The organism is Streptomyces sp. NPDC002004 (genome assembly GCF_053593975.1).
Genome location: NZ_JBSFDP010000007.1, coordinates 262,082 through 280,727, shown reverse-complemented (window position 1 = coordinate 280,727; position 18,646 = coordinate 262,082). Strand labels below are relative to the sequence as shown.

Sequence of the window (18,646 nt, the reverse complement as noted above, 5' to 3'; positions counted from 1 at the left end):
ATGTTCAGCATCGTCGTCACCGCGCACAACGCCCAGGGGCAGCTGCGCCGCTGCCTGGAGAGCGTGCTCGGCGGGCACGGTGCGGAAGACATCGAGGTCGTCGCCGTCGACAACGGCTCCACCGATCTCACGGGCCCGATCCTCGAGGAGTTCCGGACCGCCGACCCGCGCCTCACCCTCCGGCGTCTGCCCCGGCGGATCACCGCGGGCCCCGCGCGCGACGCGGGCGCCGAACTCGCCACCGGCCGGTACCTGCTGTTCATCGACGCGACGGACCGGATCGTCCCCGGCGCCGTCGCCGCGCTGGCGGCCCGCATCGCCGAGACCGGCGAACCCGACGTGCTGATCTTCGACCACGAGCGCGAACACTGGCGCGAGGGAACCCGGCCCAGCGGGGACGCCCGCCATCTCGTGCGCGGTGCCACCGACGCGGTGACGCTCGTCGAACGCCCCTCCCTGCACCGGGTCGCACGCACCCTCGCCAACCGGGTGCTGCGCCGCGACTTCCACGCCGCGCACCGTGAACTGTTCGACCGGGACGCCCGCGACGAGGTGCTGCCGGCCTGGGGCAGCCTCCTCGCCGCCGAACGCATCGCGTTCACGGACCGGGTGTGCCTGGTGCGCCCCGAGCCGGAGCCTGCCGCGGACCACGCCTTCGACCTCTTCGACCAGTACGAGCGCGTCATGGCGCACGTCACCGTCGACGGACCCGCCCGCGCACTGCACCCGGCCATCTTCCGCGCCATGGTGCAGCACTACCTGGAGACCATCGCCGGGTCGGGTCTCGCCCCGGCCGACGCGGCCCGCTTCTTCCACCGGGCCGCAGCCCACTTCGCACACCACCGCCCGGACGGCTACCGCCGCCCCGACGGCCTCACCGGCATCCGGCACGCCCTCCTGGAGCGCGGCTCCTACACCGGCTACCGCGCGATGCAGCGCGCCAACCGGGGCCGCCGCGAACTGCTCGCCACCGCCGGCCGGGCCAAGCGGTTCGCCGGCGAGAAGGCCGCGGGCCGCTACTACCGCGAACAGCTGAGGGCGCCACTGGACCCGGACCTGGCCGTGTTCTCCGCCTACTGGGACCGCGGCGTCACCTGCAGCCCCGCCGCGGTCGCCGCCGCGCTCGGCGAACTCGCCCCGCACATCCGCCCGGTGTGGATCGTCCGCCGCTCCGACGCGCCCCTCGCCCCGCCCGGCACCACCGTCGTCTCACCCGGCGACCGCCGCTACTGGCAGGTCCTGGCCCGCGCGACGTACTTCGTGAACAACGTCAACTTCCCGGACGCACTGGTCAAGCGGCCCGGCCAGATCCATGTGCAGACCCACCACGGCACACCGCTGAAGCGCATGGGAGTCGACCAGCTAGCCTTCCCCGCCACCTCGCGGGGCGTCGACTACGACGCGCTGATGGAGCGGTGCTCCCGGTGGGACTACAGCCTCTCCGCCAACCGGCACTCCACGGAGACCTGGGAGCGCGCCTATCCGACCGGCTTCACCTCCCTCGACTTCGGCTGCCCGCGCAACGACGTCTACTACCGGGCCACCGCCGAGGACATCCGCCGGATCCGCGCCCGCCTCGGCATCGGCGACGGCACCACGGCCCTCCTCTACGCTCCCACCCACCGTGACTACGAGTCCGGCTGGACCCCGCGCCTGGACCTGGAACGGCTCGCCGACACCCTCGGACCCGGCTTCAGACTCCTGGTCCGCGGGCACTACTTCTACGACCGCGGCCCGTCCCCGCTCCAGGCACTCCACAGCCGGGGCAGGATCGTGGACGTCTCCGGGTACGACTCGGTCGAGGAGCTGTCCCTGGCGGCCGACGCTCTCATCACCGACTACTCGTCCGTGATGTTCGACTACGCCAACCTCAACCGCCCCGTCCTCGTCCTCGCCGACGACTGGGAGACCTACGCGGTGACCCGCGGTGTCTACTTCGACATCACCGAGGAAGCGCCCGGCGTCGTCGCCCGCAGCCAGGACGAGCTGACCGACGCGCTGCTGTCGGGCGCCTACCGCGGCGCGGAGGCCCGGGAGCGGCTGGCCCGGTTCCGGGACCGCTTCTGCGAGTTCGACGACGGACACGCGGCGGAACGCGTCGTACGCCGGGTGTTTCTCGGGGAACGCGACGTACCGCCCGTGGTGCCGGTGCGGGAGCGCATCCCGGCGCCCGCGCCCGGTGATCCCGCCCTGTCCCTGACGGACACCCGCTGAAGGACGGACCCTTGACCACGACCCTCCCCGACGTCACGCTGACGGTGATCGTCCACAACGACGCCGAGCGTCTGCCGCGTGCCGTCGCCTCGCTGCGCCGCCAGACCCTGCGCAACGTCGAGATCATCATCAGCGACGACCACTCCACGGACGCCACCGAGCAGGTCGCGCGCGCCCTCGCCGCCGAGGACGACCGCATCACCTACCTCCGCCTCCCGGAGAACAGCGGCGGATGCAGCGCCCCGCGCAACGCGGCCATCGAGCGCTCCCGAGCCCCGTTCCTGATGTTCCTCGACAGCGACGACGAACTCCCCGACACCGCGGCCGAGACCCTGCTGACGGCGCTGCGCGCGGGCGACGCCGACTTCGCGATGGGCGGCGTCGACCGTATACGCACCGACACCGGCAGCGTCTCGCGCTGGCATCCGCACCTGTTCCGCGAGGAGCGGACCATCCGGTCGATCGAGGAGCACCCCGCCTACCTCTTCGACCATCTGTCGACCAACAAGATGTACCGCAGGTCGTTCATCGACCGCTGCGGGCTGCGCTTCCCGCTCGGCATCCACTACGAGGACCAGCTCTTCTCGGCCCAGGCGTACTGTCTGGCCCGCTCCTTCACGGTCGTCCCGGTGCCCGTCTACCGCTGGTACATCGCCCCGTACGAGGCCGAGGACGCGCTGTCGATCTCCAACCAGCGTCACCGCATCCAGAACGTCCGCGACCGGATCGGCGTCGCCCGGCTGATCGACGACTTCCTCACCGAGCACGGACGCACCGCCCTGCGCGCGGACAAGGACTACAAGTTCCTCAAGCACGATCTGCGCATGTACGAGGGCGACCTGCCCTACCGCGACCCTTCCTGGGTCAAGGAGTTCGCGGAGGAGACCTGCCCCTACCTCGACACGCTCGCCCCCGAGGCGTACGAACGGCTGCCGCGCGACCAGCGCGTCGTCATCGGGCTGCTGCGCGACAACCGCTTCGAGGAGGCGCAGCTCGCCGCACGCGGACTCGGCCGGGCCGTCGGCCCGCGCACGGTGACGCGGGACGCCGACGGACGCGCGTACTGGGGAGCCGGGCTGCCAGCCGATCCCGGCGCCGCGTCCGAACTCGACGTCACCGACCTCCATCTGACGACCCGCCCGTTCCGGCGGGCCCTCGTCCGCCACGAGATCACCTCCGTCGAGCCCGGACCCGGCGCCACCCTGGACCTGACCGTGCGGACCTGGGACCCGGGTCACCGCCTGCCGGCCGGACCGGTGGCCGCCACGCTCCACCTGGCCGCCCGGGGCCGCCTCAAGAAGCCGTTCCGCCTCGACCTGGTGCGTCCGGGGCTGTACGAGGGCCGGGTCCGGCTCGACCTCGCCGCGGTCCCCGTCCCGCTGCACGGTTTCGGCGGCACCCGGCATCTGCAGCTGTCCCTCGCGGGCCGCGGCGAACAGAACTCGGCCTGGCTGCTCGCACCGCTGGACTTCCCACGCTTCACCCGGCACCTTACGTACCGCCGCTGGGGCCGTCACACCGTCACCGTCGAACCCGAGGGGCGCGGCGCGGGCCGCCTCCAGGTGGTCTGGCGCCGCGAAGGGCTGCTGCGGCAGGCGGAGCCCGCGCTGCGGTCCGTGCGACGCGTGGCGGGCCCCGGCGCGGGACGGCTGCGCAAGGTGTGGCGCGGCCTGCGGTCCTGAGGGCACCCCGAACCACCGCAACCATCGCCTCCGACAAGGACGTTCACCGCCATGACGACCACAGCACCCCGCGGCGCGGCACCGCGCACACCGACCCCCGGGACCCTGCGTTCCCCGAGAGAGCTGCCCGGTTCCTGGGCCGGCACCGCGCTCACCGTGGTGATGCCGACCTACAACGAGGCAGAGAACCTGCCCGTCATGGCCGACGCCCTGATGGCGCTCCCGCTGCCCGGGCTGCGGCTCCTCGTCGTCGACGACTCCAGCCCCGACGGCACCGGCCAGGTCGCCGAACGCCTCGCCGAGCGGTATCCCGGCCGGATCTCCGTGCTCCACCGCACCACCAAGGACGGCCTCGGCCGCGCCTACGCCGCGGGCCTGACCCGGGCCGTGGCGGACGGCGCCGAGTACGTCCTGCAGATGGACGCCGACGGCAGCCATCCCGTCGAGTACGTCGCCCAGTTGCTCGGCTCCGCCCTGTCCACCGGCGCCGCGCTCGCCGTCGGCAGCCGCTACGTCAGCGGCGGGCGGCTCGCCGAGGAGTGGGGCCTCCACCGGCGCCTGCTGTCCCGATGGGCCAACCGGTACGTGGGCGCCGTGCTGCGCACGGGAATCCGGGACGTCACCGCGGGGTTCGTGCTGTGGCGCGCCGACGCGGTGCGCGCCGCCCGCCTGGACGAGGTGCGCAGCAGCGGCTACAGCTTCCAGGTCGAGCTCAAGTACGGGGCGGTGCGCGCCGGTTTCACCGCCGTCGAGGTGCCCATCCACTTCGAGGAACGCCGCATCGGCGCCTCCAAGATGACACTCGCCGTACAACTGGAGTCGGCGGTGCTGCCGTGGCGCCTGCGGCTCGGCGGTGCCCGGGGAAGGGGCGCGTGACCAACGCCTTCCTCCGCGGGCGCAGCGGAGCCGCGCCCTCCGGGGCCGCCGGCCCGGCCACCGAGCCGCCGGCGCCCGGGCCCCGGGGCCGCCTCGCCCGGTACGTGGCACACCGGAACCCGGTCCTGGACACGGCCGTGCTCCTCGTGACGGCTCTGCTGCTGCTCATGGCGGTGCGGCTGCCCTGGGCCGGCGATCTCGGGATCCACGCGGCCGTCCTCGACCGGCTGCGCACCGACCTGACCGCCCCGGGCGACCCGCTCGTCGACGCCGCCGTGCCCAGCCCGTACTACTCGCCCTGGACCGTGACCCTGGCGCTCGCGGCGAAGGCGACCGGCGCGGGCACCTTCACGGTGCTGCGCGCCGCCGCGCTCGCCGACGTCCTGCTGCTGCTCACGGGCGTACGCCACTTCGTCCGCACCCTGACACGGCGGCGCGCCGCACCCCCGCTCGCCGTCCTGTGCCTGCTGTTCCTGCTGGGCGTGCAGCTCTTCACCTGGAGCGGCCTGACCGGCCTGACGTCGCTGTCGCTCTGCCTGGCCTACCCCAGCACCTTCGCGCTCGGCCTCTCCTTCCACCTGTGGGCCCTGCTGAGGAAGGCACTCGCGGACGACCGCGGCCCGGTCCACCACCTCGCCCTGGGCGTGCTGCTCGCGGTGGTGCTGCTCAGCCACCAGTTCACCGGTGTCGTGGCGTGCACGGGCCTCCTCGCGGTGCTGCTGGGCGCGCGCCCATGGCCCTCGCGCAGCGCGTGGGCGAAGGTCGCGGCGGCCGCCGCGCTGGCCCTGGCGCTGCTGGCGGCCTGGCCGTACTACTCGGTGTTCTCACTGCTCCGGGCCGGCGGCCTGGACGCCATCCACCGGCCGCTGTACGACGGCCTGCTGCCGCGCTTCTGCCTCGTCCTGACCGGGGTCGCGGCCCTCGCGGCACGCGCCCGGCGGGACCGCCGCGACCCTTTGGTCCTGTTCTTCGCGCTCGGGGTGACCGTGTACGCGGCCGGCGGTCTCACCGGGCACTGGTCGTGGGGCCGGGTGCTGCCCGCCGCGCTCGTCCCCGCGCAGCTCGCCGCGGCGATCGAGGCGGCGGGCGCACGGCTGCGCGGGGGAGCCGGGGCGGGGCCCGGCCGCTTCGTGCGGGGTGCCTTCGCCGCCGTCACCGGGGCCGCGCTGCTCATCGGCTGCTGGGCGCAGGCCGGCGCGTCGGCCTACGTCCTGCCGTCCGGCAGCCTCCCCTGGCCGCTGAGCACCGCGCCCGTGCAGCCCGCCTGGCCGGGCTTCGACTGGGCGATGCACAGTGTCCGCCCCGGTCAGACGGTCCTCACCGAGGACTTCCGGGCCCTGCGGATGCTCCCCGGCTATGGGGCGTACACCGTCGCACCGGCCTACCCGGACGCCTTCCTGCCGGACCAGGCACGTCGCACCGCCGACACGGCCCGCTACTTCGCGCCCGGCACACCACGCGCCGAGCGGCTCGCCGTGCTGCGTCGCTACCACGTGGCCTGGATCGTGCAGTGGCGCTCCGACGGGGGCCTGCCGCCCGGCGACCCGGCGGTGCGCGTGGCCGGGCGGGGCGCCGACGGATCGCTGTTGCTGCGGGTGCGCACCGCGGGCGCGCCGTCGCCCTGACCGGCCGTCCGTGCCGCTCGCCGTCCGCACCCGCCGCCGACGGCCGCAGGTGCGCGTCGCCGTGGGCGACGTGCGGACGGCGGCCGTGGCCGCGCCCCCGTGGACGGGACGGTGAACGGGGAGGAAACTTTCGGCCATCGGTTTCCCCGAGGGCTGTTCGGGTGATTCTCGCTGCCTAGCATGAGGCGATCACGCACGGAACGAGTCCGGTGGAGGCCCGGAATGCTGTCGTCCGGCCCCGGGCCGCGATCCCTTCGCCTGTGGGGTGGTGCCGCGCTCGCCCTGACCCTCGTCCTGGTGGGCGTGGCGGTCCTCGTCCACGGCACGCACCCGCGGCCCCGCGCCTCGGGCGGGCTGCCGCACACCACCGTGGAGGTGTCGCCCGGCCACTGCGGCCGCGGCTGGCGCGTGCCGGTGCCCGGTGTGCAGGTCTTCGCCCTGCACAACACGTCGGACGGCGCCGCCGAGGTGTACCTCGAGAACCCGAGGACCCGTGCCGTGTACGGCGAGGTGGAGGGCATCGGTCCCGGCACGACACGGGAGTTGACGGTACGTCTGGGCAAGGGGACGTACGCGTTCACCTGTGTGCCCGACGACGCCGACGCCGTCACCGGGCCCACGGTCCGCCTCACCAGGGGGCGCAGCGGCCCTGCGGCGGCCCCGGTCACCCAGCACGACCTGATCCCCCCGGCGCTCGACTACCAGAAGTGGGTCGGCCACGGCCTCGACGAGGTGGTGCGGCTGACCGGGACGCTGCGGGACGCGATCGACCGCGGTGACCTCGCCGGTGCCCGCACGGCCTGGCTGCCGGCCCATCTGGAGTACGAGCGGCTCGGCGCGGCGTACGACGCCTTCGGCGACGCGGACGGGCTGATCAACGGCACGGACGCAGGGGCGGCCGGCGGTGTCCACGACCCGGGCTTCACCGGCTTCCACCGCATCGAGTACGGGCTGTGGCACGGCGAGTCCGCACACGGCCTGCACGCCCCGGCGGCCGCACTCGTCAAGGCCGTCACCGGGCTGCGCGACGACTGGGCCCAGGCCCGTATGGACCCGGCCCAGCTGGGGCTGCGGGCGCACGAAATCCTGGAGAACACCACGCAGTTCGAGCTGACCGGGCGCACCGACTACGGCAGCGGCACCGGTCTCGCCACCGCCCGCGCGAACCTCGACGGCACCCGTGCGGTGCTGTCCCGGCTGCGCCCCCTGCTCGCGCCCCGGTACGCCGGACTGGCCGGTCTGGAGCGGCAGCTGGACCGGGCGCAGCGCACCCTCGACGGCTTCCGCCACGGCGGCCGGTGGACCCCGTTGGACCGACTGGACCGCAGCGGGCGGGAGAGGGTCGACGCGGACCTCGACGACCTGGTGGAACGACTGGCCTCGGTGGCCACCCTGTGCGATCCGCGGAGGACGGTATGAGCAAGACCGAGACGCCCGGCGGAGTGGCCCGGCGCGGCTTTCTGCGAGGGGCGGCCCTCGCGGGCGCCGGGCTGGCCGCGGGCGGCGCCGCCGCGCCGGACACGGCAGGCCCCGGCACGGAGTGCTCCGGACCGTCGCCCGTGGTCCCCTTCCACGGCACCCACCAGCAGTCGGTGCTCGCACCCTCGCGCCGGGTCACCGCGTTCACCGCGTTCGACGTCACCGCCGAGAACCGCGCGGAGCTGCGGGACCTGCTGCGCACGCTCACCGACCGGGCCCGTTTCCTGACCGCGGGAGGCACGCCCGAACCCGTCGGGATCACCGGCCCGCCCGCCGACTCGGGCGTCCTGGGCGACCGGCTGCCGTCCGGAGCCCTGGCGGTGACGGTCGGCGTCGGCGCCGGGCTCTTCGACGACCGCTTCGGACTCGGCGGGCGCCGACCGCGCCGGCTGAAGGCCATGCCCGCCTTCCCCGACGACGACCTGTTGCCCGACTGGTGCCACGGCGACCTCAGCCTGCAACTGCAGGCCGACGACATGGACACGGTGCTGCACGCGCTGCGCGACATCGCCCGGCACAGCCGTGGCGGTATGCAGGTCCGCTGGCGCCTCGACGGCTTCACCAGCCCCCCGCGGCCGTCGGGCACCCCGCGCAATCTGATGGGCTTCAAGGACGGCACCGCCAACCCGGACGCCACCGACGCCCGCGCCATGAACCGCCTGGTGTGGGTGGGCAGCGGCCTGGGCGAACCGGACTGGGCGGTCGGCGGCAGCTACCAGGTGGTCCGTCTGATACGCATGCTGGTGGAGTTCTGGGACCGCGTCTCGCTCGGCGAGCAGGAGCGGATGTTCGGGCGGGCCCGCGCATCGGGCGCCCCCCTCGACGGCAACGCCGAGCACGACAGCCCGAGGTACGCCGACGACCCCAAGGGCGACGTCATCCCCCTGGACAGCCACATACGGCTCGCCAATCCGCGCACCCCGGCCACCGCCGGCCAGCGGATCCTGCGCCGCGCCCACAACTACGACCGGGGCATGGACGCCAACGGCAACCTCGACATGGGCCTGCTGTTCTGCTGCTACCAGCAGGACCTCGCCCGCCAGTTCGAGACCGTCCAGCGGCGGCTGGCGGGGGAGCCGCTCACCGACTACATCAAGCCGTTCGGCGGCGGCTACTTCTTCGCGCTGCCAGGTGTGCGGGACACTGCGGACTGGTACGGACGCGGTCTCGTCGGGTGAGCAGGACTGGCTGGATCCGTACAGCAGTTGGTCAATACCGGGTCAAGGTTTGGCCCGGCTTCCCTGACTCGGTGTTCACCCGTGCGCCACCATGGCTCCTCCGAAGAGCCGTCTGCCTGGCGGAACATCCCAGGCAGTACGGCGCAAGAACGATTCTGTTCGGAGGGTGAACCAGCATGGCCCACAGGGCAAGACGAGCAACGATACGGAGCATCGGGGCGCTGACAGGCGCTGCGGCGCTCACGGTAATCGGCGCAGCCGCACCCACGTGGGCCGGGACGCCCGCCGGCCACTCGTCCACGGCCACGCCCGTCAAGCACGTGGTCGTCCTCTTCGACGAGAACGTCTCCTTCGACCACTACTTCGCGACGTACCCGAAGGCCGCGAACACCGACGGCACGAAGTTCAGGGCGTCGAAGAACACGCCCAAGGACATCGACACCCTCGCGAACGCCGGACTGCTGACCAAGAACCCCAACCAGTACGCGCCCAAGCGGCTGGCCCCGTCCCAGGCCATGACCTGCGACCAGAACCACTCGTACGGGCCCGAGCAGTACGCCGCCAACGGCGGCAAGGCCGACAAGTACGTGGAGAACACCGAGGTCGACAAGTGCAGCGGCGGCCTGTTCGGTGAGCCGGGCCTGGTGATGGACTACTACGACGGCAACACCGTCACCGCGCTGTGGAACTACGCGCAGCACTACTCCCTGAGCGACCGCGCCTTCAGCTCGGTCTACGGGCCCTCCACGCCCGGAGCGATCAACCTGGTCTCCGGCCAGACGCACGGCGTCATCTCCGTGGACCCGGCGTCCGGCACCGAGAACCCGAAGCAGACCCCGACGCCCGACGCGTACACCGTCAAGTCGCCCGACGCCAACGGTGTCGGCACGATGATCAACGACCCCGACCCGGCGTTCGACGACTGCTCGGGCAAGAACCACACCAGCACCAACGCGCTCGCGGTGCTGAAGGGCCGCAACATCGGCGACCGTCTCAACTCCCGGCATGTCAGCTGGGGCTGGTTCCAGGGCGGCTTCCGCCCGTCCACCGCGTGGGACGGCCAGCAGGGTCACTACGCGAAGTGCGACACCACGCACACCAACGTCGGAGGCGCGGCGGTCGCCGACTACAGCCCGCACCACTCGCCGTTCGAGTACTACAAGTCGACGTCGAACCCGCACCACCTGCCGCCCAGGAACGTCGCCGAGATCGGCCACGACGGCCAGGCCAACCACAATTACGACCTGACCGACTTCGACGCGGCCCTCAAGGCGGGCAGGCTGCCGAGCGTCAGCTTCGTCAAGGCCCCCGAGTACCAGGACGGCCACGCCGCCTACTCCGACCCGATCGACGAGCAGCACTTCCTCGTCGACCGGATCAACGCCATCCAGAGCTCCCCGCAGTGGAAGTCCACCGCTGTCGTCATCGCCTACGACGACTCCGACGGCTGGTACGACCACGCCTACGCCGTCCCGCGCAACGGGTCGAAGGACACCTCCGTCGGCTCCAACGGCAAGGCCACCGACAGCCCCGCCTGCCAGGCCGGTCCCAAGGCCTCCGGCGGCTACCAGGACCGCTGCGGTCCCGGCACCCGCCAGCCGCTGCTCGTGATCTCCCCGTACAGCAAGGTCAACAAGGTCGACCACACCCCGACCGACCAGTCCTCGATCATCCGCTTCATCGAGGACAACTGGCACACGAGCCGCATCGGCGACCACTCCTTCGACGCCGCGGCGGGTTCCCTGAAGGGCATGTTCGACTTCCGCCACCCGAACAACAAGCGGCTGCTGCTGAACGCCGACGGTTCGGTGAAGTCCGTCGGCCCGATCCGGCACGTGGCGCCGGTCGCCACCGGCATCACGCCCGGACCGGCGCTGCAGAACACCGCCGCGACCGCCGACGCGTCGTCCTTCCCCGCCCTCCCGGTGGGCATCGCCGCGGGCGCCCTGCTCGCCGCCGGAGCCACCGGCACCTACCTCACCCTGCGCCGCAGGGCACGCACAACCGCCTGACGCCACGGCGTCACCCGGCCCGGCACGGTCCCAGGACCGCGCCGGGCCTTCGCGCATCTAGGATCGGATGCGTTGTGGATCTCGAAGCGGGGGGCCTGAACACCAGTGGCGGACAAGCGAGTTGTCATCGTGACCGGCGGCGGCACGGGTATCGGGGCGGCCACCGCCCGGCTGCTGCGTGAGGGCGGGCACCATGTGGTCGTCTCCGGGCGGCGGGCGGAACCCCTGCGGAGCCTCGAACGGGAGACCGGAGCGCTGGCGTATCCGTCCGATGTGGGTAACCCCGGGGCGGCCGACGGCCTCGTCCGCACGGCCCTGGACGCCCACGGGCGCATCGACGGGCTCGTGCTCAACGCGGGCATCGGGCGCGGCGGCACCGTGGGCGACCTGTCGCTGCGGGACTGGGACGACGTGATGCGCACCAACGTCACCGGCCCGCTGCTGCTCCTGCGCGCGGCGATCCCGCACCTGCTGGAGGCGCGCGGGTCGGTGGTCGCCGTCGCCTCGGTGTCCGCGCTGCGCAACGGGGCGGCCAACGCCCCGTATGCGACGTCCAAGGCGGCCCTGCTCCAGCTCTGCCGCTCCGTCGCCGTCGACTACGGGCGTCAGGGGGTGCGCGCCAACATCGTGTGTCCCGGCTGGGTGCGCACCGAGATGGCCGACCGGCGGATGGCCCGTTTCGCCGAGGAGGCGGACCTGGGGGACGGCGGTGCCCAGTCCGCGTACCAGGAGGCGACCGGACACCTGCCCATGGGCCGGCCGGGCGAACCGCGCGAAGTCGCCGAGGCGATCGCCTGGTTGCTCTCCCCGGCGGCCTCGTACGTCAACGGCTCGGTGCTCACCGTCGACGGTGGGGCGACGGCCCTCGATCCCGGAACCCTGGCGTTCGACTTCCACGTCGCACCGCGCGGTCCCGCCCTCTGACACGTGCGGAGCAGCACCTGCCGCGTCCACGGGCGTTCCGGTCTGCCGGGAGCGGGGTGACGTGCGGGCGCACGCCGGTGTCGGATCCGTCCCGGCCCCCTCAGGGGGATCCCTGGAGCAGCCTCAGACAGTGCTTGCGCAGATAGTCGGGCAGCCGGCGGTTCGAGGAGATCCTGGACAGCAGGGCGCGGGACGCTCCCCTCGGCAGCGCGCTCAGTGCATCCAGCACCTCGAGCTTGTACGGGGTTGCGACGCTCCGGTCGTCCAGGAAGGCCGGAACCGCGTCGGCGACGGCCACGTGGCCCATGCGCGCCAGCGCGACGATCGCCCTGGACTGCACGTATCCGCTCCAGGAGTCGTGGGCGAGCGTCAGCAGGCAGTCGAGGACCTCCGGGCCACCACGGCGCTGCAGCACCTGCACGGCCTCGGCGCGAATCCTCCCCGAGGAGTCCCGGTCCGCCGCGATGGCGCGGTACGCCGCCACCGTGTCACGCTGTTGTCGGGATGCAGTACGCAGCTCACCAGGAGAGCGCTGGTGTCCTCGCCCGAGACCTTGTTCAGGGCCACCGCGACCCGGATGAACAGGGGCGTGCCGAGCGGCGACCTGAGGAGGTCGGCCAAGGGATCCTTCGCCCTGCCGTCACGGAGCACGGCCAGGAGCTCGCCCGCCTGGATCCGCATGGAGTCCAGGAGGTCGGGGTTGCCCAGGACGTACATGAGCGCGTCGGCGGCCTTCGGGGTACGGAAGTGGTCCAGCCGTTCCGCCGCGCGAAAGGCGAGAGCCTTGGGTGTCGAGGGGTGGAGCGCGAGTCGGGGTGTCGACGGGCCGGTCCCGGAGTCGGCCCCGTGGCCGACCCCGTCAGAGCCAGTCCCGCCGCTTGAAGATCACGTACAGGCCGACGCAGACGACGCCCATGAGGCCGATCGCCAGCGGGTAGCCGAACGCCCAGTGCAGCTCCGGCATGTTCTGGAAGTTCATGCCGTAGACGGTTCCCACGAGGGTGGGGGCGAAGAGGATGGCGGCCCAGGCGGAGATCTTCTTGATCTCCTCGTTCTGTTCGAAGCCGGCTTCCGCGAGCGCGCGCATCTCGGCGTTCTGCTGCTGGGTCACCAGCGTCGCGTTCACGGTCAGGATGTCCGCCAGGGCCTGGCGGAAGCCGTCGACGCGTTCGCTGATGTGCGTGACGTGGTCGGCGACGTCGCGCAGATAGCGCTGGAGCTCCTCCTCGGTGCCGTACTTGGCGAAGCCCGCCATCAGACCGTGCAGCATCCCGACCAGCGGGCGGGTGGCGCGCTGGAACTCGACCATTTCGCGGGAGAGTTCGTAGATGCGCCGCGAGACCTCGGGGTCGCCGCGGAAGACCTCGGTCTCGATCTCGTCGATGTCGTTCTGGACGCCGGCCACGACCGGGGCGTAGCCGTCGACGACCGAGTCGAGGATCGCGTAGAGCACCGCCTCGGGCCCCAGCTTCAGCAGCTCCGGCGTCTCCTCCATGCGCTGTCGCACCGCCGACAGGTCCGGGGCCGTGCCGTGCCGGACCGTGATCACGAAGTCGGGTCCGACGAATACGTGCAGTTCGGCGAAGTCGACCTCTTCGGGTGCGTCGAGGTACCGGGCGGCCCGCAGGACGACGAACAGCGTCTCGCCGTAGCGCTCCAGCTTCGGGCGCTGGTGCGCCTCCATCGCGTCCTCGACGGCCAGTGGGTGGAGGTCGAACTCGGCGGCGAGGGAGAGGAGTTCGGTCTCGGTGGGCCGGGCGAGGCCGATCCACGCCATGCCGTCCGGCTCGTTGCGCAGCTGGCGGAAGGTGTCGGTGAGCGAGTCGGGCACGGAGACGCGCACGCCGTCGCGGTAGAGCGCGGCCTGGACGATGCTGACGCCGTCGGCGGGCACGGGGGTGTTCCCGTCGGGCCCCTCGGGCGCGCCGCCCGGGTCCGCCGCATGATGTCCGTTCCGCCGCCACATGGGTTTCCTGGCTTCCTTGGGGTTCTTCGGCGCGGGTGCGGGCTGCTCCGCGGGACGGGGTCGGCGGTCCGCCATGGTCGTGGTCTCCGTGTCGCACGTGCGTCTCTCCGGCCACGGAGCAGGATATACGGCTCAAAAAGAGCCGGCCCGATGGCGAGGGCCGATCGATTGAGGACAGAATACGTCCGCAAGGCGGACTAGCGTGCGGGACATGACGATGCCGGGGATGCCGAGGACTCGCCTGACGCCGAAGACTCCCAGGACGCCGGAGGCTCCTGGGGTGCCCACGAACCCGGGGGAGCGCGGGGCACCGCGAACCCCGGGAACGCACGGGACGCCGGGAACGCACGGGACCACCGAATCGCACAGGACCCCGGAATCGCACGGGACCCCGATGGCTCCGGGGAGCGGACCGGCATCGAAGTCCGTGACCCGGGCCGTGCCGGGCGGTGAAGGCGTGCTGTCGGTCCGGGCGCTGAACCGTGCGACCCTCGCCCGGCAGCTGCTGCTGACCCGCTCCGCCCTGTCCGCGAAGGACGCCGTCGCGCACCTCGTCGGCCTCCAGGGGCAGAACGTCCGACCGCCGTATCACGCTCTGGCGGCTCGGCTCGACGCGTTCGAGCCCGGCGACCTCTCGACGCTCATGAGCACGCGCCAGGTCGTACGCATCGTCACCATGCGCTCCACGCTGCACACCCACACCGCCGACGACTGCCTTGCGCTCCGGCCGTTCGTGCAGCCCGCGCGGGACCGCGAGATCGGGAACTTCCGCGCGGGGCTCGTCGGGGTCGACCTCGACCGGCTCGCCGAGGTGACCCGGGGCCTCGTCGAGGAGCGGCCGCGGACCATGAAGCAGCTCCGGGAGGCGCTGGCCGCCGAGTGGCCGGACGCCGACCCGCAGGCGCTGGCCGTGGCGGCCCGGTGCCGGCTGCCGCTCGTCCAGGTCACGCCCCGCGGGCTGTGGCGGCGCAGCGGACAGGTCGCGCTCACCACCGCCGAGCACTGGCTGGGGCGGCCCGCGTCGCCCGCACCGGCGGCGGAGACCGTGGTACGCCGCTACCTCGCCGCCTTCGGGCCGGCGTCCGTCAAGGACATGCAGACCTGGGCCGGGCTGACCCGACTGCGCCCGGTGTTCGAGCGCCTGCGCCCCGAGCTGCTGTCCTTCCGCGACGAGAACGGCGTCGAACTCTTCGACCTGCCCGACGCGCCCCGCCCCGACGAGGACACCCCGGCTCCGGTGCGCCTGCTCCCGGAGTTCGACAACCTCCTTCTCTCCCATGCCGACCGCACCCGTGTCGTGCCCGCGCTCCACCGGGGCCGCACCTGGACCGGCAACCAGGCCCACCCCGCACTCCTCGTCGACGGATTCCTGGCAGGCCTGTGGCGGCTGGAGGAGGCAGGGGACGGGCGGGCGCTGCTCACCGTGGAGCCGTTCGCCGAACTGACGCGCGCACGGCGCACCGAGGTCGAGGAGGAGGCGGTCCGGATGCTCTCGGTCCTGACGGTGCGGGGCGCCGCGTACGACGTCCGCTTCGCAACGGGGGTGGCCCGGTAGCCGCACCCGGGACCGCCGACGGCATACGCCCACGGCAGCCCCGGGGCCCCGCCCCCTGATCCGCCGTGATCGGCACGCCGTCACCCAGGGCAGCACCCTTGCCCGGCGTGATCGGCACGCCGTCCCCCAGGGCAGCACCCTTGCCCGGCGTGATCGGCACGCCGTCCCCCAGGGCAGCACCCTTGCCCGGCGTGATCGGCAGCCGTCCCCCAGGGCAGCACCCTTGCCCGGCGTGATCGGCACGCCGTCCCCCAGGGCAGCACCCTTGCCCGGCGTGATCGGCAGCCGCCTCCAGGGCACCATCCGCATCCGGCGCGACAGACACGCCGCCCGACGTGATCGGCACGCCGTCCCCTACGGCAGCACCCCCGCGCGCCGTGCCGACACCACCGCCTGCCAGCGGGTGTGGGCGCCCAGTTTGCGCATGGCCGAGCGGAGATAGGCCTTCACGGTCTCGGGGCGCAGGCCCAGCTGCCGGGCGGCGACGGCGTTCGTGGCTCCCGTGGCGACGGAGGCGAGGACATCGAGCTCGCGCGGGGTGAGGGCGACCCCGGGGGAGTCCCCCGGGGAAGGCGCCAGCCGGGCGCAGACCGAGAGGAGTTCGGCGCGCAGGGCCGGGTCCACGATCCGCGGTGCCAGCGCACGCAGCGCCCCGTGCGCCTCGCGCACCCGCTCCAGCACCCGGGCGTCGGCCTCGTCGGGCCCGGCGTCCGGCCGGGACGGGGGCGCCGCGGCCCACGGCGTCCGGGCCGTCGGCATCCCGGCGCCTGTCACCGCGGGCGAGCCCGCTCCCGCCGTGGCCGGCGCGGACCCGGGACCGTGCCGCACCCCCGCCGCCACCAGTGAGGCGACCTCGTCGCGCAGCACCAGCGCCTGCTCCACGTCCCGGGCCGCCGCCACGGCCGCGTCGAGCGTCCGGTCGCCCAGCGGCTGCGCCGTGCGCAGAGCGCCGTACAACACCCCCCGCACCCGGCGGCGTACGACCACGGGCACCGCGAGCACCGAGCGCAGGCCCTCGGCCCGCACCGCACCGTCGTACTCGTGGCTGATGTGCCGCGCCACCGCGTAGTCCGTGACGGCGCACGGGCGGGACAGTGCCGCCGCCTTTCCGCCGAGACCGTTCCCGGACGACACCGCGAGCCCCCGCAGGGCGATCGTCCCGGTGCCGCTCAGCTCCCGGATGCGCACCTGGCGGCCCCCGGCCTCCATCAGCCCCCCGAAGGCGACGGGCAGGCCCGTGGCGCGCCGCATCCGCAGGAGTGCGGCGCGGATCTCCACCGATTCGGTTCCCTGCGGCGCCATGCGCTCGCCCCTTCCCGCCACCCGGCCCACCCCGGGTCGCCCCGGAATCGCACGGCACCCCCGTCCGGGGGTAGTGAGATCTGCATCACGGATCCCACGATGGTAGGCAATGGTCCGGCAACGAGGAGGACACATGACGGCGACGACCGGTGCGACCGGGCAGTTCCGCAGCGCGCGGGACTTCCTGCTGGAACACCGTGCGGACTACGCGGCCGCCCGCGACGGCTTCGTCTGGCCGCGGCCCGAGGCCTTCAACTGGGCGCTCGACTGGTTCGACGTCATCGCGCGCGACAACGACGGGACCGCGCTGCACATCGTCGAGGAGGACGGCACCGAGGGCCGGTTCTCGTTCGCCGAGATGTCCGAACGCTCCGACCGCACCGCCAACTGGCTGCGCGAGCAGGGCGTGCGCGCCGGGGACCGCATCCTCGTGATGCTCGGCAACCAGGTCGAGCTGTGGGAGACGGCGCTCGCCGCGATGAAGCTGCGGGCCGTCGTCATCCCGGCCACCCCGCTCCTCGGCCCGGCCGACCTGCGGGACCGTGTCGACCGCGGCCGGGTCCGCCACGTCGTCGTCCGCACCGAGGACACGGGGAAGTTCGACGACGTGCCGGGGGACTACGGCCGGATCGCCGTGGGCGGCGGCCCCCGCGAGGGCTGGCTCAGGTACGAGGAGGTCCGCGCCGCCGCGCGGACCTTCACCCCGGACGGGGTCACCCGCGCCGACGCCCCCCTGATGCTCTACTTCACCTCCGGCACCACCGCCCGGCCCAAGCTCGTCGAGCACACGCACACCTCGTATCCCGTCGGGCATCTGGCGACCATGTACTGGATCGGGCTGCGCCCCGGGGACGTGCACCTCAACATCTCGTCGCCGGGCTGGGCCAAGCACGCCTGGTCGAACCTGTTCGCGCCGTGGAACGCCGAGGCGACCGTCTTCATCCACAACTACAGCCGCTTCGACGCGGGGCGGCTCATGGCCGAGATGGACCGGGCCGGGGTCACGACGTTCTGTGCGCCGCCCACCGTGTGGCGGATGCTCATCCAGGCCGACCTGAGCCAGCTGCGCACCCCGCCTCGCGAGGCCGTCGCCGCCGGCGAACCCCTCAACCCCGAGGTCATCGAGCAGGTGCGGAGCGCCTGGGGCGTGACCGTCCGGGACGGCTTCGGGCAGACCGAGACGGCCGTGCAGGTGTCCAACAGCCCGGGCCAGCAGCTGAAGACGGGATCCATGGGGCGGCCCAGCCCCGGTTTCACGGTGGAGCTCCTCGACCCGGTCACCGGCGCGCCCGGAGCCGACGAGGGCGAGATCGCGCTCGATCTGGGCGACCACCCCGTCGGCCTCATGGCGGGCTACCACGGCGACCCGGAGCGCACGGCGGAGGCCATGGCCGGCGGCTACTACCGCACCGGCGACATCGGCTCACGCGACGCCGACGGCTACATCACCTACGTGGGCCGCGCCGACGACGTCTTCAAGGCCTCCGACTACAAGATCTCGCCGTTCGAGCTGGAGAGCGCGCTGCTGGAGCACGAGGCGGTGGCCGAGGCGGCCGTCGTGCCTGCTCCGGACGAGCTGCGGCTCGCCGTCCCCAAGGCGTACGTCGTGCTCGCCGAGGGGTACGCCCCGGGGCCGGACACCGCCAAGCTGCTGTTCGAGCACTCGCGCAGCGTCCTCGCCCCCTACAAGCGCATCCGCCGCCTGGAGTTCGCCGACCTCCCCAAGACGGTCTCCGGCAAGATCCGCCGTATCGAGCTGCGCGAACGCACCGCCGCGGGCTCCGCCGACGAGTACCGCGAGGAGGACTTCCGGTGACGGAGACACGGCAGGGA

General features: G+C 73.1%; 13 protein-coding genes. 10 read left to right on the top strand and 3 right to left on the bottom strand.

The genetic code is table 11. The features are described 5' to 3' along the window. The 8 genes from ACWCP6_RS14835 to ACWCP6_RS14800 all read left to right on the top strand — a co-directional run bounded on the left by ACWCP6_RS14835 (position 1) and on the right by ACWCP6_RS14800 (position 11,990). Positions 1 to 2,214: a bifunctional glycosyltransferase family 2 protein/CDP-glycerol:glycerophosphate glycerophosphotransferase gene (locus ACWCP6_RS14835; RefSeq protein ID WP_450932831.1), complete on the top strand. Its 2,214-nt coding sequence runs from the start codon at positions 1 to 3 to the stop codon at positions 2,212 to 2,214. An 11-nt stretch (positions 2,215 to 2,225) separates the two neighbouring features. Further along, complete coding sequence (locus tag ACWCP6_RS14830; RefSeq protein WP_450932799.1) at positions 2,226 to 3,896, top strand: glycosyltransferase family 2 protein; 1,671 nt, start codon at positions 2,226 to 2,228, stop codon at positions 3,894 to 3,896. A 51-nt stretch (positions 3,897 to 3,947) separates the two neighbouring features. Further along, entirely contained in the window at positions 3,948 to 4,772 is an 825-nt protein-coding gene (locus ACWCP6_RS14825) for a polyprenol monophosphomannose synthase (RefSeq protein ID WP_450932798.1), read from the top strand. After that, complete coding sequence (locus ACWCP6_RS14820; protein WP_450932797.1) at positions 4,769 to 6,397, top strand: hypothetical protein; 1,629 nt, start codon at positions 4,769 to 4,771, stop codon at positions 6,395 to 6,397. Before ACWCP6_RS14825 ends, ACWCP6_RS14820 begins: the two co-directional genes overlap by 4 nt. A 222-nt stretch (positions 6,398 to 6,619) precedes the next feature. After that, positions 6,620 to 7,816 carry an EfeM/EfeO family lipoprotein gene (locus tag ACWCP6_RS14815; protein ID WP_450932796.1) on the top strand — a complete coding sequence of 399 codons (1,197 nt, stop codon included), beginning with the start codon at positions 6,620 to 6,622 and terminating at the stop codon, positions 7,814 to 7,816. Continuing rightward, positions 7,813 to 9,054, top strand: coding sequence for an iron uptake transporter deferrochelatase/peroxidase subunit (gene efeB / locus ACWCP6_RS14810; protein WP_450932795.1), 1,242 nt, complete (start codon positions 7,813 to 7,815; stop codon positions 9,052 to 9,054). The genes ACWCP6_RS14815 and efeB overlap by 4 nt, the downstream gene beginning before the upstream one ends. A gap of 176 nt (positions 9,055 to 9,230) precedes the next feature. Beyond that, positions 9,231 to 11,066: a phospholipase C gene (locus ACWCP6_RS14805; RefSeq protein ID WP_450932794.1), complete on the top strand. Its 1,836-nt coding sequence runs from the start codon at positions 9,231 to 9,233 to the stop codon at positions 11,064 to 11,066. A 105-nt stretch (positions 11,067 to 11,171) separates the two neighbouring features. Beyond that, positions 11,172 to 11,990: an SDR family NAD(P)-dependent oxidoreductase gene (locus ACWCP6_RS14800; RefSeq protein ID WP_450932793.1), complete on the top strand. Its 819-nt coding sequence runs from the start codon at positions 11,172 to 11,174 to the stop codon at positions 11,988 to 11,990. Positions 11,991 to 12,090: 100 nt separating this feature from the next. Here the strand turns inward: ACWCP6_RS14800 and ACWCP6_RS14795 are convergent, their stop codons facing one another. Together ACWCP6_RS14795 and ACWCP6_RS14790 are read right to left on the bottom strand one after the other, a co-directional pair. Then, entirely contained in the window at positions 12,091 to 12,474 is a 384-nt protein-coding gene (locus tag ACWCP6_RS14795) for a HEAT repeat domain-containing protein (protein ID WP_450932792.1), read from the bottom strand. Between the two features lie 375 nt (positions 12,475 to 12,849). Next, positions 12,850 to 14,031 (bottom strand): magnesium and cobalt transport protein CorA, encoded by a 1,182-nt coding sequence (locus tag ACWCP6_RS14790; protein WP_450932791.1) that lies wholly within the window; start codon positions 14,029 to 14,031, stop codon positions 12,850 to 12,852. Between the two features lie 319 nt (positions 14,032 to 14,350). On the opposite strand from ACWCP6_RS14790, the gene ACWCP6_RS14785 reads away from it, so the two are divergent. Further along, positions 14,351 to 15,511 (top strand): winged helix DNA-binding domain-containing protein, encoded by a 1,161-nt coding sequence (locus ACWCP6_RS14785; RefSeq protein WP_450932790.1) that lies wholly within the window; start codon positions 14,351 to 14,353, stop codon positions 15,509 to 15,511. A gap of 354 nt (positions 15,512 to 15,865) precedes the next feature. Here the strand turns inward: ACWCP6_RS14785 and ACWCP6_RS14780 are convergent, their stop codons facing one another. Continuing rightward, a complete protein-coding gene (locus ACWCP6_RS14780; protein WP_450932789.1) occupies positions 15,866 to 16,813 on the bottom strand; it encodes a LuxR C-terminal-related transcriptional regulator in 948 nt (315 codons plus the stop codon). Positions 16,814 to 16,946: 133 nt separating this feature from the next. Between ACWCP6_RS14780 and ACWCP6_RS14775 the strand changes: the two genes are divergently transcribed. After that, the gene (locus ACWCP6_RS14775; protein ID WP_450932788.1) at positions 16,947 to 18,629 is read left to right on the top strand and encodes an AMP-binding protein; all 1,683 of its coding nucleotides are present in this window, start codon (positions 16,947 to 16,949) and stop codon (positions 18,627 to 18,629) included. Positions 18,630 to 18,646 lie beyond the last annotated feature (17 nt).